13 protein-coding genes are annotated in these 15,695 nt (G+C 61.6%); 4 read left to right on the top strand and 9 right to left on the bottom strand.

All coding sequences use genetic code 11. The features are described from left to right. Positions 1–135 precede the first annotated feature (135 nt). The 4 genes from GBEM_RS09830 to GBEM_RS09815 all read left to right on the top strand — a co-directional run bounded on the left by GBEM_RS09830 (position 136) and on the right by GBEM_RS09815 (position 4,003). Positions 136–702: a tetratricopeptide repeat protein gene (locus GBEM_RS09830; RefSeq protein WP_012530397.1), complete on the top strand. Its 567-nt coding sequence runs from the start codon at positions 136–138 to the stop codon at positions 700–702. A gap of 14 nt (positions 703–716) precedes the next feature. Then, positions 717–2,171: a nicotinate phosphoribosyltransferase gene (locus GBEM_RS09825; protein WP_012530396.1), complete on the top strand. Its 1,455-nt coding sequence runs from the start codon at positions 717–719 to the stop codon at positions 2,169–2,171. 9 nt (positions 2,172–2,180) lie between these two features. Continuing rightward, positions 2,181–2,813, top strand: coding sequence for an isochorismatase family protein (locus tag GBEM_RS09820; RefSeq protein WP_012530395.1), 633 nt, complete (start codon positions 2,181–2,183; stop codon positions 2,811–2,813). Between the two features lie 116 nt (positions 2,814–2,929). Beyond that, positions 2,930–4,003, top strand: a complete 1,074-nt coding sequence (locus GBEM_RS09815) for a 3-deoxy-7-phosphoheptulonate synthase (protein ID WP_012530394.1) — start codon at positions 2,930–2,932, stop codon at positions 4,001–4,003. A gap of 244 nt (positions 4,004–4,247) precedes the next feature. Here the strand turns inward: GBEM_RS09815 and serA are convergent, their stop codons facing one another. The 9 genes from serA to GBEM_RS09770 form a co-directional block, all read right to left on the bottom strand. Beyond that, complete coding sequence (serA, locus tag GBEM_RS09810; protein WP_012530393.1) at positions 4,248–5,846, bottom strand: phosphoglycerate dehydrogenase; 1,599 nt, start codon at positions 5,844–5,846, stop codon at positions 4,248–4,250. A gap of 104 nt (positions 5,847–5,950) precedes the next feature. Next, complete coding sequence (locus GBEM_RS09805) at positions 5,951–6,571, bottom strand: phosphoribosylanthranilate isomerase (RefSeq protein WP_012530392.1); 621 nt, start codon at positions 6,569–6,571, stop codon at positions 5,951–5,953. A 190-nt stretch (positions 6,572–6,761) separates the two neighbouring features. Continuing rightward, entirely contained in the window at positions 6,762–8,117 is a 1,356-nt protein-coding gene (locus GBEM_RS09800) for a TrpB-like pyridoxal phosphate-dependent enzyme (RefSeq protein ID WP_012530390.1), read from the bottom strand. Positions 8,118–8,146: 29 nt separating this feature from the next. Next, entirely contained in the window at positions 8,147–8,947 is an 801-nt protein-coding gene (trpC, locus tag GBEM_RS09795) for an indole-3-glycerol phosphate synthase TrpC (RefSeq protein WP_012530389.1), read from the bottom strand. Between the two features lie 214 nt (positions 8,948–9,161). Continuing rightward, positions 9,162–10,220, bottom strand: coding sequence for an anthranilate phosphoribosyltransferase (trpD, locus tag GBEM_RS09790; RefSeq protein ID WP_012530388.1), 1,059 nt, complete (start codon positions 10,218–10,220; stop codon positions 9,162–9,164). Positions 10,221–10,406: 186 nt separating this feature from the next. Further along, a complete protein-coding gene (locus GBEM_RS09785) occupies positions 10,407–10,976 on the bottom strand; it encodes an anthranilate synthase component II (protein ID WP_012530387.1) in 570 nt (189 codons plus the stop codon). Positions 10,977–11,208: 232 nt separating this feature from the next. Beyond that, on the bottom strand, positions 11,209–11,649 hold the full coding sequence (locus tag GBEM_RS09780) for a response regulator (protein WP_012530386.1): 441 nt from the start codon (positions 11,647–11,649) through the stop codon (positions 11,209–11,211). Continuing rightward, entirely contained in the window at positions 11,646–13,544 is a 1,899-nt protein-coding gene (locus tag GBEM_RS09775) for an ATP-binding protein (RefSeq protein ID WP_012530385.1), read from the bottom strand. The genes GBEM_RS09780 and GBEM_RS09775 overlap by 4 nt, the downstream gene beginning before the upstream one ends. Beyond that, the gene (locus tag GBEM_RS09770) at positions 13,541–15,619 is read right to left on the bottom strand and encodes a response regulator (protein ID WP_012530384.1); all 2,079 of its coding nucleotides are present in this window, start codon (positions 15,617–15,619) and stop codon (positions 13,541–13,543) included. The genes GBEM_RS09775 and GBEM_RS09770 overlap by 4 nt, the downstream gene beginning before the upstream one ends. Between the last annotated feature and the right edge of the window lie 76 nt (positions 15,620–15,695).

Raw genomic sequence — 15,695 nt, 5'->3', positions numbered from 1 at the left:
CCTCTCTATCTATCAGAAAATACGCCCCGATGACCAGCAAAATTGCCGTCATGCAACCGCCTGGCCTTGCTTTTCAGGTTTCTTTTAAATAAATTTTAATATGTTAAGGTTTACCTTTCCGCGGGGGGGACCCACATGAGACAAGCAACCGGGACATACGTCATGCTGCTCTTGGTGGCCGGACTGGCAACGGGAGATCTAGACCCGAAACCGCAACGGCAGCCGATCGACCAGGAGGAATACCTGGAGGCGGACGACTGGTTCGAAGCGGGGGTACTCATGAACAGCGAGGGGCGCTACGGCGAAGCGGCCGAGGCCTTCAGCAAAAGCATCGCCCTTTCTCCCGGGAACGCCGTCTCCTGGCTCAACTTGGGGACCGCCCAAGCGCTTACCGCGGACTACCCTCGCGCCATCGAATCCCTCAAAAGATCAATAGCACTGGATCCAAAGCTAGCCCTCGCCTTTTCCAATTTAGGGGAAGTCTGTTTCAGGATCTACCGCTATGAGGAAGCCGTCGAAGCTTACACTTACCTGCTGGAGTTATGGCCCGGCAATGCCAATGCCCTCTATAAGCTGGGACTGTCACATCTGTTTCTGAACCAGTGGGGGAAAGCACAGGCCGAGTACCTCACACTGAAACTTGTCGACCCGGAACTGGCAGAAAAGTTGAAAAACGCTATTATCCAGAGTAGTAGTGATTAGAATGGAGGGATTTCATGCGCTATTCACCGCTGCTCACCGACCTTTACGAGTTGACCATGCTGGCAGGTTACCTGGACCAAGGGATGCAAGAGCATCGCGCCGTCTTCGACCTGTTTTTCCGCACCCCCCCTTTCAACGGAAGCTACGCCGTCTTCGCCGGTCTGGAAAACGCGCTTTGCTACCTGGAGGAGCTCCGCTTCAACGAGGAGGAGTTGAGCTACCTGGACGGGCTCAAGATCTTCCGCCCCGCATTTTTGTCGTACCTGGAAACCTTCCGGTTCCGGGGGAGCGTCACCGCCCCGGCCGAGGGGAGCGTAGTCTTCTCACGCGAACCGCTCCTTACGGTGGAGGGGAGCCTCGCCGAGGCGCAGTTCGTCGAGACGGCGCTCCTGAACATCATCAATTTTCAGACGCTAGTCGCCACCAAGGGAGCAAGAATCACCCTCGCCGCGGCAGGCGGCACCGTGCTCGAGTTCGGGCTGCGCCGCGCCCAGGGCCCGGACGGGGGGCTTTCCGAGGCGCGGGCCGCCTACATCGGCGGCGTGCGCTCCACCAGCAACGTCATGGCCGGCAAGTGCTACGGCATCCCGGTCCGGGGAACCCATGCCCACAGCTGGATCATGGCGTTCCCCGACGAGCTTACCGCCTTCCGCCACTACGCCGGCACCTTCCCAGATTCCTGCATCCTCTTGATAGACACTTACGACACCCTTAAAAGCGGCCTTCCCAACGCGCTCACCGTCGCCCGCGAGCTGAAGGCAAAAGGGCACGACCTGGTAGGGGTGAGGATAGATTCAGGCGACCTCGCCTACCTCTCGCGCCAGGTTCGCGCCGCTTTCGACGCGGCCGGTTTTCCCGGGGTGAAGATAGTCGGCTCCAACGAGCTCGACGAGTACGTGATCGAGTCGATCCGCAGCGAAGGGGGAAAGATCGACATCTACGGCGTCGGGACCCGGCTCGCCACCTGCGCGGGCGAAGGGGGGGGGGCTCTCGGCGGAGTCTACAAGCTGGTCCGGATAGGGGAGGAGCCCAAGCTGAAGCTGACCAGCGACCTGTCCAAGGCGACGCTTCCCGACCGGAAAAAAGTGCTGCGAGCCGTGGCGCCGGACGGCTCCTACATACAGGACGTCATTACCCTGAAAGACGAGGAGCTGCAGCCGGGCGCACTGGTGTTCGATCCGGCCAACCCATTGCAGCATATCCGCCTCCCGGCGAACGCGAGGCTCGTGGAGGTGAGAAGCCAGGTAATGCACGAGGGGGTAAGGTGCGCCCCCTCCCCCACCCTGGACGACTGCGCCGACCGCGCAGCGCGCGAACTGACCCTGCTCCCGCAGGGGTGTCACCGGCTGGTCAACCCGCACCTCTACAAGGTATCCATGAGCCAGGGGCTGAACACCCTGCGGCTCAAACTCATGTCCCGGATTCAGAACCGGTATGCGGCGGGTGAAGCAGACGGGGATACGGCATAGGAGGCGATAATGCAACGAAGAGGAGCACTTCTTGTTGTCGACGCGCAGGTGGATTTCTGTCCGGGCGGGGCGCTCCCCGTCCCCCGGGGCGACCAGGTGATCCACGCACTGAACCGGTACCTGGATCTGTTCAAGCGCAGGAGCGCGCCCATCTTCGCCTCGCGCGACTGGCATCCGAAGCAGAGCAAGCACTTCAAGGAAAACGGCGGAGAATGGCCCGCCCACTGCGTCCAGGGAACCCTCGGCGCCGAATTCCACCCGGCACTCGTACTTCCAAGCGACACCATCGTCATCTCCAAGGGGATGGCCTCCTGGGACGACGGATACTCGGCCATGCAGGGGGTAACCGAGAACGGCACCCCCTTCACCATGCTGCTGCGGCACATGGAGCTGGACCGGCTCTACGTCGGGGGGCTCGCCACCGATTTCTGCGTGAGACAGACGGTGCTCGAAGCCTTGAAAGCGGGATTCGACGTCACCCTCCTGACCGATGCCGTAGGGGGGGTCGACCTCAGGCCGGGGGATTCTGAGCGGGCCGTGGCAGAGATGATCCACTCCGGCGCCGACGTCACCACCCTCGCCTCCATCGGCACCGCGGTGGCGTGGGATGGGGCGCCGCAGCGGCAGCAGGGAAGCGGATAGCAAACAAAAATATACCCTCGGCAAAATTCACCACGCCGAGGGTATTTTTTTTTGACACTACATGAGAAACGCGCTAGATTACAGCACATTAAAAACTGCTAGCGCGGGAGTCTCAGATGATCAAGACCAACAATCTCAAGGTAAAAAGCATCACTCCGATCATTGCACCTACCGATCTCAGACAAGTCTTCCCCATTTCCGAGAAATCCGGGACCTGCGTGAGCAACAGCCGCGCGGCCATCACCAGGATCTTGAAGGGAGAGGACAAGCGGCTCATGGTGGTCGTCGGCCCCTGCTCCATTCACGACCCCAAGGGAGCCCTGGAGTACGCCGAGAAGCTCGCGGCGCTCGCCAAGGAGGTCTCCGAGGAAATGCTGCTGATCATGCGCGTGTACTTCGAGAAGCCGCGCACCACCATCGGGTGGAAGGGGCTCATCAACGACCCGGACATGAACGGCACCCACCAGATCTCCAAGGGGCTTGGCATCGCCCGCAGCCTTCTCTGCAAGATCACCGAGATGGGGCTGCCGGTCGCGACCGAGATGCTCGACCCGATCACCCCCGAGTACCTGGCCGATCTCCTCTCCTGGGGCGCCATCGGGGCCCGCACCACCGAATCACAGACCCACCGCGAGATGGCAAGCGGCCTCTCCTTCGCGATAGGGTTTAAAAACGGCACCGACGGGAACCTCCAGATCGCCATCGACGCCATGAAGGCAGCGCTTCATTCACACAGTTTCCTCGGCATCAACCGCGACGGCCTGACCTCCATCATCCAGACCACCGGCAACCCCGACGTGCACATGGTCCTGCGCGGCGGGAGCAAGAAGCCGAACTACTCCCCGGAGGACATCGCCAAATCCGAGGAGATGATCGCCAAGGCGGGCCTGACCCCGACCATGATGGTCGATTGCAGCCACGGCAACTCCGAGAAGAAGTACGAGCGGCAGCCCGAGGTGATGAAGAGCGTGATCGAACAGATCGCCGCCGGCAACCGCAGCATCTCCGGCGTGATGATCGAGAGCTATCTGAAGGAAGGGAACCAGCCGATGCCGAAAGACGGCGATCCCTCCTCCTTGACCTACGGCGTATCGATCACCGACAGCTGCATCAGCTGGGAGACCACCGAGGCCACCCTGCGCGAAGCCCACCGCAGATTGAAAGCATGCGGCGGCAGGAAGATTTCTTAGTTAGTTAAAGGCTACAGGCGGAACACAGAGTTCACGGAGGTTCGCAGAGGACGCTGAGGAAGAACAAGGCATTGAACAGGGATGAAGGGGATACAGGGCCGTTGCAGTTTTAGGGTCTGGTTTCTCCTCTGTGACCGCCTTGGCTTTTCCCCTGTGCCCTCTGTGTTCCGCCTTACGCTTTCAGGTTAAAAAAAAGGCCCCGAGCTTTCGCCGGGGCCTTTTCCTTTTGCCTGTGGTTTCCTTCCTACTTCGCGGTCACCAGGTAGAGCGGTTTGACGAAGGTCGCATCGGTGGCGCCTCGCACCTCTTCCACGACTTCCGGGGTCACGGCGGAATCGAGGGAGAGGATGACCATCGCCTCCCCTTTCTTCTCGCGACGCCCCAGGTTCATCGAGGCGATGTTGATCTCATGGGTGCCCAGGATGGTGCCGATCTTGCCGATGATGCCCGGACGGTCGCCGTAAGCCATGAGCAGCATGTGCTCTTCGGGGCGGAAGTCCATCTGGTAGTCGCGCAGCTTGACGATGCGCGGAATCCCTTCGAACAAGGTACCGCTGATGAGCCTCTTTTCGCCGGGGCCCTCGATGGCGATGGTGATCATGTTGGAGAAGGCCTCGGCCTGGTTGGACTTCACCTCTTCCACGACGATCCCCATGTTGTCCGCGACAAGCTGCGCGTTGACCATGTTCACGTCCTGCTCGACCCTGCGGTTCAGAAGCGACGCGAGACCAAGGACGGTGATCGGCGTGCAGTCGTACTGGGCGAGGTTGCCGGTATAGGTGAAGGTGATCTTGTTCAGGTTGGTGTCCACCAACTGGATGACGAAATCGGACAGGACGTTCATCAGGTTCAGGTAAGGACGCATCTGCCCCATGAGGGCTGCGTCGAACCTCGGGATGTTGATGGCGTTCTCCAGCGGCTGCTCGTCCAGGTAGTGGATGATCTCACGGGAGACGTCCACCGCCACGTTCACCTGCGCTTCGAAGGTGTTGGCGCCCAGGTGCGGCGTGACCACCATCTTCTCGTGCCCGATCAGCTTTTTCAGGGTATCGGTGTCGGGGGGCTCCTGGCTCCAGACGTCGAAGGCTGCGCCGGTTACCTTGCCGGAATCGAGCGCCTCCAGCATCGCCTCCTCGTTGATGATGCCGCCGCGCGCCGCGTTGATGACGATGACCCCTTCCTTCATGGCGGCGAGCTCTTTCTTGCCGATCATGTTGCTGGTCTCCGCGGTGAGCGGGGTGTGGACGGTGATGATGTCGCAGACGCGGACGATTTCATCCAGCGAAACCAGCTTGACGCCGAGGTCGTGCGCCCTTTTCTCTGCGATGTACGGGTCGCAGGCGAGCACTTCGCACTCGAAGGCCTTGAGGCGGGTAGCCACCCTTCCCCCTACCTTGCCCAGACCGATGACGCCGGCGGTGCGCCCTTTAAGTTCGTAGCCGGTGAAGGGGGCACGCTTCCAGGCGCCACCTTTGAGGGACGAGTTAGCCTTGGTGATATTGCGGCAGAAGGAAAGCAGCAGCGCCATGGCGTGTTCCGCCGCGCTGTTGGTGTTGCCGAAAGGTGCATTGACGACGATGACGCCCTTGGCGGAGGCATAGTCGACATCCACGTTGTCGACGCCGACGCCGGCGCGCGCCACCATTTTCAGGTTGGTCGCTGCGTCAAGCAGGGGCTTGTCCACGGTGGTGCCGCTTCTGGTGATGATAACGTCGTAATCACCAATGATCGAGTAAAGCTCTTCCTTCTTCAGTCCCAGCTTGATGTCCATCTGCACGCGCGGGTCGCGCTGCAAAAGTGCCAGTCCTTCCTGAGCCACTTCATCGGTTACGATAATCTTCATTGCCACTCCTTTGGTTTGGGTTAAAACCGCTCATGCTTCAAGGTTCTACGTTATCAGGTACAAACTCCCCCTGCCTTGTGGAAAGGGTCGGGAGAGGATTCGACTTAAATTAAGGCGATCTTCTTGGCTTCGGCAATGAGACGCCTGACTTTCTCGGGGTCCTTGCGGCCGGGGGAAAGCTCCACGCCGCTGGAGACGTCGACCGCATAGGGGGCGACCTTTGCCACCGCCTGGGCGACGTTGTCGGGATCGAGCCCCCCTGCCAGGACTATCCTACCCTGCCCTTTGGCGGCTACGGCGTGATCCCAGTCGAAGCGCTCGCCGGTCCCGCCGTGTGAAGCCGGGGAGTAGGCGTCGAGCAGATAGGCCGAAACCTTGTAGTCGGCAAGTGCGGCAAGGCTCTCGGCGCCGCGCACCCGGAACGCCTTCATCACCCTCCGGCGCACAAGCCCGCAGTATGCCGGGCTCTCCTCGCCGTGCAGCTGGACCAGATCGAGGCCGCAGGTGTCTGCGGTACGGTTGACGAAATCGAGTTCGGCGTTGACGAAGAGCCCCACCACCTGGACGAAGGGGGGAAGCTCCCGGATGATCCGGGCGGCCGCTTCAGGCCCGATATAGCGCGGCGACTTCTCGAAGAAGACGAACCCAAGGGCGTCGGCCCCGGCCTCGACTGCCATGAGAGCATCCTCAAGCGTTGTTATGCCACAGATCTTCACCTTTGTCATCGGCGTATACCCTTAAAATTGTACAATTTCCCACCTACCACCGGGGAATATCGCCCGAGCGGAGCCTTCATTTCGGCCGGAAGAAACATCCTTTCCAGCAGGCAGACCTTCAGCGCCCTTGACATGGGGCAATCGTCGTCCTTAGCAGCAACGGGGACAGGCACCTTGCGGAGCCAGTCCCCTATCGTCCCTAGAAGGAAACCTTCGGCAGCCGCTCCAGCGATTGCCGGATCATCTCCTCGGGGTACTCGAAGTCCTCGAGCGCGCCGGAGAGGTAGGCGTCGTAAGCCATCATGTCGAGCTGCCCGTGGCCGGAAAGCCCGAAGAGGATGGTCTTCTCCTTCCCTTCCTCCTTGGCCAGCACCGCCTCGTCGATGGCGGCGCGCACCGCATGGGAGGATTCCGGCGCCGGAACGATCCCCTCGCTCCTGGCGAAGAGCAGGGCCCCTTCGAAGCAGGCGTTCTGCTTGTACGACTTCGCCTCGATCTCTCCGGCGTGGTAGAGCTGGGAGATGAGCGCGGACTCGCCGTGGTAACGCAGCCCGCCGGCATGGATCCCCGGCGGCATGAAGTCGTGCCCCAGGGTGTACATCTTGGTGATGGGGGCGAGCTTCGCCGTGTCGCCGTAATCGAAGGCGTAAATCCCCTTGGTCAGGGTCGGGCAGGAAGCCGGCTCCACTGCCAGGCAGCGCACCTTTTTCCCGTTGGCGCGGTCGGAGAGGAAGGGGAAGGCGAGCCCGGCGAAGTTGGAGCCGCCGCCGCAGCAGGCGATGACGATGTCCGGGTAATCCCCGGCCAGCTCCATCTGCTCCTTCGCCTCCAGCCCGATCACGGTCTGGTGCAGGCAGACGTGGTTCAAGACGCTCCCCAGCGCGTAGTTCGTGTCGTCGTGGGTCGCCGCGTCCTCTACCGCCTCGGAGATGGCGATGCCGAGGCTTCCCAGGTTGTTCGGGTCATGCGCCAGAATCGAGCGCCCCGCGTTGGTGAACTCGGAGGGGGACGGGATCACCGTCGCGCCCCAAAGCTGCATCATGCTCTTTCGGTACGGCTTCTGGGTGCAGGAGACCTTCACCATATAGATGGTGCACTCCAGCCCGAACATGGAGCAGGCCAGAGCCAGCGAGCTACCCCATTGCCCCGCGCCGGTCTCGGTGGCGAGCCTGCGGATACCCGCCTGCTTGTTGTAGTAGGCCTGCGGGATGGCGGAGTTCGGCTTATGAGAGCCGGCGGGCGAGACCCCTTCGTACTTGTAATAGATCTTCGCCGGGGTCTGCAGCGCCTGCTCCAGCCTTCTGGCCCTGAAAAGCGGGGCCGGCCGCCAGAGCCGGTATTTCTCGCGCACGTCTTCGGGAATATCGATCCAACGCTCGGTCGACATCTCCTGCTCGATCAGCGACATGGGGAAGATGACGCTCATGTCCTCCGGAGTCACCGGCTTCAGGGTCTGCGGGTTTACGACAGGATGCAGCGGCCCAGGCATGTCGGGGATGATGTTGTACCACTGTTTAGGGATGCGGGATTCATCGAGCATAAACTTGGTATTCATAGCCACTCCTTTGGGACGGATTGTCGCAGTTAACCCACCAGTTCGCGCAGCTTCGCGCCGAAGTCGTCCTCGCGCATCAGCGACTCGCCGATGAGAAAGGCGTGCAGCCCCATCGACATGAGGTGCACGATCTCCTCGCGCCTGTTGATGCCGCTTTCCGCTACCACCAGGCGCCCCTGCGGCACCAGCGCGGCCAGACGCTCCGAGGTGCGGATGTCGACCACGAAGCTCCTTAGATCGCGGTTGTTGATGCCGATCATGCTGCAGTCGGTCTGCAGGGCCGTCTCCAGCTCCTTCTCGTCATGCACCTCCAGGAGCACGTCCATGGAGAGCTCCTGGGCCAGCGCGGCGAAGTCCCGCAACTGGGGGAGATCCAGCATGGCGGCGATGAGGAGGATGGCGTCGGCCCCGGCGGCGCGGGCCTGGTAGATCTGATAGGGGTCGAAGATGAAGTCCTTGCGCAGAAGCGGGAGCGAAACCTCTTCGCGGATGGCGGCCAAGTAGCTCAGGTGCCCCATGAAGAAATGCTCGTCGGTGAGGATGGAGAGGCAGGTGGCGCCGTTTTCCTGGTAGGTCCGGGCTATCTGCAGCGGGTCGAAGTCGGGCCTGATCAGCCCCTTGGACGGGGACCCCTTCTTCACCTCCGCGATGATGGGGGTCCATCCCGAGGAGAGCGAGTTGATGAGCGCTGCCTGGAACCCCCGGGGGTGGTCTTCCAGTTCGGCGAGCCGGTCCATGATTTCGTTCAGCGGCACTTCCGCCTTCATGGCCGCGACTTCGCCCTGCTTGTAATCGACTATTTTTTTCAGCACATCGGGGAGCTGCGTCATAAATGTAAATCCTTCCGTATCCTGCGACCCTTGATCTGCTCTTATCACAATGGTCCCGGTCCTGATCTAAACCTCCCTCCCCCCTTGCGGGGGAGGGTCGGGGTGGGGGGGAAGGCGCCAGATACGACTTCGTTGGCAGCTTCACCCACCCCCCGACCCCTCCCGTCAAGGGAGGGGGAGAGAAGTCTATTCCGCCTCGGCGGGGGAGAGAAGTCTACTCCGCCTCGTTGGTAAGCGCGACCAGCCGCTCCAGCTGCTTCATCGCCGCGCCGGAGTCAATGGTCTCGGCGGCGAGACGTATCCCCTCGGCGACATCCTTCGCCTTCCCGGTGGCGACCAGCGCGTACCCCGCGTTCAAAAGCACGATGCGCCTCTTGGCGCCGTCCTTGCCGGAGAGGATGTCCCTCACGATCACCGCGTTTCCCAGCGCATCGCCGCCGTGGAGTTCGGCAAGCGGAGCGCGCTCCAGGCCGAACTGTTCCGGGGTTACCTTGTAGAGCTTCACGCCGTCGGCGGTGATCTCGGCCACGGTGCTCTCGCCGGTCAGGGTGATCTCGTCCATGCCGTCGCAGCCATGCACCACGAAGCCGCTGCGGCAGCCGAGTTTCTTCAAGACCTGCGCGAGCTTCTCCACCAGGTCCTCGCGGTAGACGCCGAGCACCTGGCAGTCGGCGCCGGCGGGGTTGGTCAAGGGGCCCAATATGTTGAAGATGGTACGGATGCCGATCTCGCGCCTGGGGCCGATGGCGTGCTTCATGGCGCCGTGAAGCGCCGGGGCGAAGAGAAAGCCGATGCCGATCTGGGCGATGCTCCGCTCGACCACATCGGGGGTGACGTCGAGGTTCACCCCCAACGCCTCCAGGACGTCGGCCGAGCCGCAGGAAGAGGAGACCGCGCGGTTGCCGTGCTTGGCGACCTTGACGCCGCAGGCGGATACGATGAAGGCTACGGTGGTGGAGATGTTGAAGCTGTTGGTGCCGCTGCCGCCGGTGCCGCAGGTGTCGAGGATGGTCTCGCGGTCGAGGTTGATGTCGTCGCGGTCGATGCCGAGCACGCTCTTGCCGACCCGGATGGGAAGCGCCCGGTCGCGCATGACGCGCGCGGCGCCGGTGATCTCGTCAACCGTCTCCCCCTTCATCCTGAGGGCGGTGATGAAGGAGGCGATCTGCGCCGGGGTGGCGCCGCCGGACATCACCTGGTCCATGACCTCGATCATCTCTGCTTCGGAAAGATCCTGCCGTTCCACAACACGTGCGATTGCCTTGCGAATCATAGCCGCTCCTTATCAACCAAAGATCAAAAGCATCACCACAGAAAAAAGAAAGGCAGCACTGGGGAAAACAGCGAAAGACGGGGTGATCCGGTGCGGGACGTTCTCCTTGCTGGCCATGCATTTTGCGGCGCCGGCCAGGGAACCGGGCCCGGGCGGATGCAATCCGGGTCCCTGGTAGCGCAGAGGTTACTTCGTCATCTGCAGAAAGTTTTGCAAAAGCTCCATCCCACCCTCGGTGAGGATGGACTCCGGGTGAAACTGCACGCCCCAGATCGGGAGGGTGCGGTGCCGCATCCCCATTATCTCCCCCTCGGTAACCCAGGCGGTCACCTCGAGCTCGGCGGGAAGCGACTCGCGCTCGACGATCAGCGAGTGGTAGCGCGTGGCCGCAAACGGGTTGGGGAGGCCGGCGAAGAGTTCCTTGCCGTCGTGCAGGATGGGGGAGGTCTTGCCGTGCATCAAGGTGGCGCTCTTGACGATCTTGCCGCCGAAGGCGTAGCCGATCGACTGGTGCCCGAGGCAGACCCCCAGGATCGGAATGCGCCCGGCGAAGCGGCGCACCACCTCGACCGAGATCCCTGCCTCCTCTGGGGAGCAGGGGCCCGGGGAGATCACGATGCGCTCCGGCGCCAGGGCCTCGATTTCGTCTAGGGTGATCTTGTCGTTGCGGTACACCCGGACGTCCTCGCCCAGCTCGCCCAGGTATTGGACGATGTTGTAGGTGAAGGAGTCGTAGTTGTCTATCATCAGGAGCATATGGATAACCTGTCGGAATACAGAAGTTTTATCGGACACTGCGTGGGAAGGAGACGCGGGAGGCCCCGATCCCCACTCGTTTGGTGTTTAATCGGAATCGCAGAAATATATAGGTTTTGCCGACAAAACTCAAGTTATTCCGACAGGAAGTAGGGAGGAAGGCGCTACCGGAAGGCTGCCCGCAAGGCGAAGCAGCCGTTTTTACGGTCTAGATGGGAGGGAATTTGGAAAACTACCAGGGGCGTTGGTTCCAGGCCAGCCAGTAAAAGCCCATGTCGCGCAAAAGCTCGCTGAAGGAGTCGAAGTCCACCGGTTTGGTCAGGTAGCTGTTGGCGTAATTCTGATAGGCCTGGGCAAGATCGCGCTCCGCCGCCGAGGTGGTCAGTATCACCACGGGAATCGCCTTCAGCTCTTCCGAGGCCTTCACCGCCTTCAGCACCTCGATGCCGTCCACCTTGGGAAGACGCAGGTCCAAAAGGATCAGGTGCGGGCGCGGGAACTGCTGCGGGTCGGCATAGATCCCCCTGTGATTGAGAAAATCGAGCGCAGCCTCGCCGTCCTCCACATGGAAGATCTTGTTGGCAAGCTTGCCGTCGTCGAGGTTACGGATAGCCAGCTCGGCGTGATCTGGGTTGTCCTCGACCAGCAGGATGCAAAGCGGTTCGCCGTTCATGTTGTCCCTCCTTTTGTGGCACTGTCATTGTCAGCGGGGTTCTTGGCCCCGAGCGTAAAGCAGAAGGTGCTCCCAAGGCTTGGGCCTTCCGACTCCACCCACAGCCTTCCGTTGTGGAATTCTATGATGCGGCGCGCCAGAGCGAGTCCGATACCGGTACCTTCGGAGTGCGGGTCGAGCTTGTTGAAGAGCCCGAAGACGGTTTCCCGATACTGCTCCGCGATCCCCATGCCGTTGTCCCGTACCCAGAACACCTGCTCGCCCTGCCCTTCCCGTACGCCGATCTCCACCAGCGGCTGCAGTTGATCCCCCATGTACTTCACCGCGTTCTCCACCAGGTTTTGCAGCACCTCGGCAATGCGCGGCGCGTCTCCCCAGACCGCGGGTAGCCCCGGCTGCAGGACCACCTCCACCCCGCCCTGCGCGATCGGGCCGGAAAGCTGTCCCAGCACCTCCTGCGCCAGCAGGTTCAGATCGATCCGGGTGGGAGGGTTCATGATGCGGCCGATCCTCGATAGCTCCAAGAGATCGCTTAAAAGCGCGGCCATCTTGTCGGCGGCCCCCATGATCCTTTTTACGTCCGAATCGAGCCGCGAGAGCTTCCCGGCCTCGATGTCCTTAAGGACCGCACCGGCGAACCCTTTGATGGTGATGAGCGGGCTCTTCAAGTCGTGGGAGACCGTGTAGGTGAAACGCTCCAACTCCGCGTTCTTCGCCTCCAGTTCCACCTCGCGCACCATCCGCTCGCGCACCTCGTTTTCCAGGAGCGCTGCCTGCTCCTTCACTGCTGCCTCGACCTTCTTGCGGTCGGTGATATCCCGGTTGCTGGCGCGGATGCCGTTCTCGGCCCCTTCGCTTGTGTACACCATCTGGCAGACGTGCGAGATCCACCTAACTTCGCCGTCGCGCCTGACGATACGGAAGTCGATCGGCTCGGCCGCCCCTTGCCTCGCCGCATGCAAGTGGCCATCGAAGGCTGCGAGGTCGTCCGGGTGGACGATCCGCTGTATGAGCCCTGGGTCGCCATGGAACTCGTCGTGACTGTAATCCGAGATCTCCTTGCAGGAGGGGGAGATGTATTTGAAGGAACCGTCGAGCCCCTGCCAGTACTCCCAGTCGGCGGTGTAGTTCGCCACGGTGCGGTAGCGCTCCTCGCTCTCCTCCAGGATGCTCAAATTCCTGGAAAGCACCCTGGCTCCGACCAGAATCAACCCCATCCCGAAGACCCAGAGCACCCCGTAGCTAAGAAGGCCGACTACGACGGCGCTTTCGGCATACCCCTCCTTGTTCTCGAGCGGAACGGAAACGCTGACCCCTCCCCGCACGTCCCCCGCCTTGTATCCCTGCGCCGCGTGGCATTTAAGGCATCCCTCCTCTGTTATGAAGGGCCGCATGAGCCTCAACTGCACGTGGCCGCCGACATTTTGGATCTCGCTCACCTCCTGGACCCCGTTATCGAACTGACGGAGCGCATTCGCCTCCCAAGGGTCGGGGGTGTTTTCGGGGCGCAGCGGCTTCAAGCTGGTGAGGTGGCCGCGAACCAGGTCGCCATGGCCGTCCGCCAGTTCGAAGACCTGCCGCATCATGTATGCCGGGTTGATGAGGGTAAGCCGCCTGCCGGAGGGGGTGGTTAGGTCACGTTCGGGTATGTGGGCCAGGTAAGGGTTCGGGAGGGTGGTATCGGTAACCGCGGCATAGACGCCGCCGTGCCTGTTTCCCCAGCGGCGAAACAGGGCGTCCTTGTTGAAGGAGGCGCGGGCCTCGGCACGCGCCACTTCCACCACGCTGTCCTTTTCGTGATGATAGAGCCAGGCAAACGAGATCCCGATGGCAATGGTCCAGAAACCGGCCAAAAGCAGCGCGAAGCTGCGGATCCGGTTTTTCTGCTTGATCATGCTTTCCCTCCCCTGCCTGATATCCGCGGGGGCCGGTCCAGCATCTCCCGCACCTTCTTGAGCAAGAGGGCAGGCTTGACCGGCTTCATGATCAATTCCGCACTCTCCTCCAACTCGCATCTGCTCTTGATTATCTCCGCCGTGTAGCCGCTGGTGAAAAGAATCCTGGCCTCGGGCCGCAGCCGCCGGATCTTTTCGGCGGCCTCCTTGCCGTTCATGACCGGCATGATGATGTCCATCAGCACCAGCGCTATCTGGTCGTTCTCCTGGAACTTCTGCACGGCTTCCTCCCCGTTGGCAGCATGGATGATGCTGTAGCCGTACTGCACGAGGACGTTCGTCACCAGGTCCAGGACGTACAGATCGTCCTCGGCAACCAAGATGGTCTCGCAGCCGCGCACCTCAGCCTCGACGGTGACGGCCTCGGTGCCGGCGAGCTGCTGCGGCTCCACCACCGGGAGATAGATGCGGAAGGTGCTGCCCACACCGGGCTCGCTGTAGACGTTGACGAACCCCTTGTGCTGGATAACGATGCCGTAGACGATAGCGAGGCCGAGCCCTGTCCCCTTTCCCGACACCTTGGTGGTGAAAAACGGATCGAAGATCCTGTTCCTAGTCTCCTCGTCCATCCCCTGGCCGGTATCGGAAACGGTAAGCAGGGCATAGCTGCCGGGAGTCCCGAAGCCGTGGGCTTGCACGAAACCGGCGTCGATCTCCTGGCGCTCCAACTCCACGAACAGGCTCCCCCCCTTGGGCATGGCGTCCCTCGCGTTGGCCGCGAGATTCATCAGCACCTGGTCGATCTGCCCCGAATCGACCACCGCCCAGATGGCTCTCTCGGGGACCTTGGTGGAAAGGGTGATGTCCTCGCCGATAATGCGCTGCAGGAACTTCTCCACCCCTCGCAACAGCAGGTTCAGGTCGGTCGGAACCGCCTTCACCTCCCCCTTGCGGCTGAAAGCAAGCAGGCTGCGGGTCAGGTTGGAGGCGCGCTCGGAGGCGGCGGATATCTGCAGCACCTTGTCGCGCAGGGGATGGCCGGGCGCGAGATCGAGTTTGAGCATCTCGCAGTACCCGCCGATCACGGTGAGGATATTGTTGAAGTCGTGAGCCACTCCGCCGGCCAAAAGGCCGACCGCTTCCAGCTTCTGGGAGTGGCGCAACTGTTCCTCGAGCTTGTGCCGTTCCGTGACGTCGATGGCGATCCCCAAAAGGCGTTCGCTGCCGTCCACGGTGATGGTCTCTATGTAGAGTTCGGCCTTGATGGTCCGCCCGCCCCTTGGGTGGAGGCTCAATGCCAACCCCGAGACATGCCCTTCCCGATTGAGGGTCTCGAACAGAATTGCCCGGTCGTCGTTGTTGATCCAGCCGACCTCTCTGGTGGTCTTGCCGATGACATCTTCCCGGCACCAGCCGGAAACTTCCAGGAACCTGTTGTTGACGTCGAGGAGGGTGCCGTTTTCCCGCATCGTGATGGTCATGATCATGGGAGCGTTGTCGAAGGCCTTCGAGAATTTTTCCTCCGAAAGCCGCTGAGTCTCCTGGGCCTGCCGGCGCTCCGCGATCTCGTTTTGCAAAAGCACCGCTTGCGCCTGCAGCGCCTCCTGGGCGATCTGCCGCTCGGCCACCTCATGTTCAAGTTGACGGGTCTGCAACAGGAGCGCGTCCACGGCGTGCTTGTGTTCGAGCATCAAGTCCCATTCGCGCAAGGCGCGTTCTATGATGCGCGGCATTGCCTCGAATACCTCAGGCATTTTGACCACGTAATCGAGCGCGCCGGCCTTCATGGCGTCGACTGCGAGTTGTTCGTTGCCGTGCGAGGTCATGATCACTACCGGCGTGGTCTGCCCGCTTTTCAGCACCAGGTCCACGCCTTTGCCATCGGGAAGGAGGTAATCGGTGAGCACTATGTCGAAATTATTGCTCTGCACCCTGGCGAGCGCTTCCTGCATACTGGTGGCGACGGTCAGACGATAGTGGTCCGAGGCCTCGCTGAAACCTCTCCTAATCAGTTCCGCGTGAGACTCGTCATCTTCCACGATAAGAATTCGTTTGAACTGGGGTGAAGAGTCCATGGCGTCAGCTCCTGCTCTGGTACAACCAGGGCACTTTACCGCACCTGTCAGAGCAGACAAAGGGAATGCTCCTCAA

Source organism: Citrifermentans bemidjiense Bem, assembly GCF_000020725.1.
In the GTDB taxonomy this organism is placed as follows: Bacteria; Desulfobacterota; Desulfuromonadia; order Geobacterales; family Geobacteraceae; genus Geomonas; species Geomonas bemidjiensis.
This window is presented reverse-complemented; position numbering and strand designations above follow the sequence as displayed.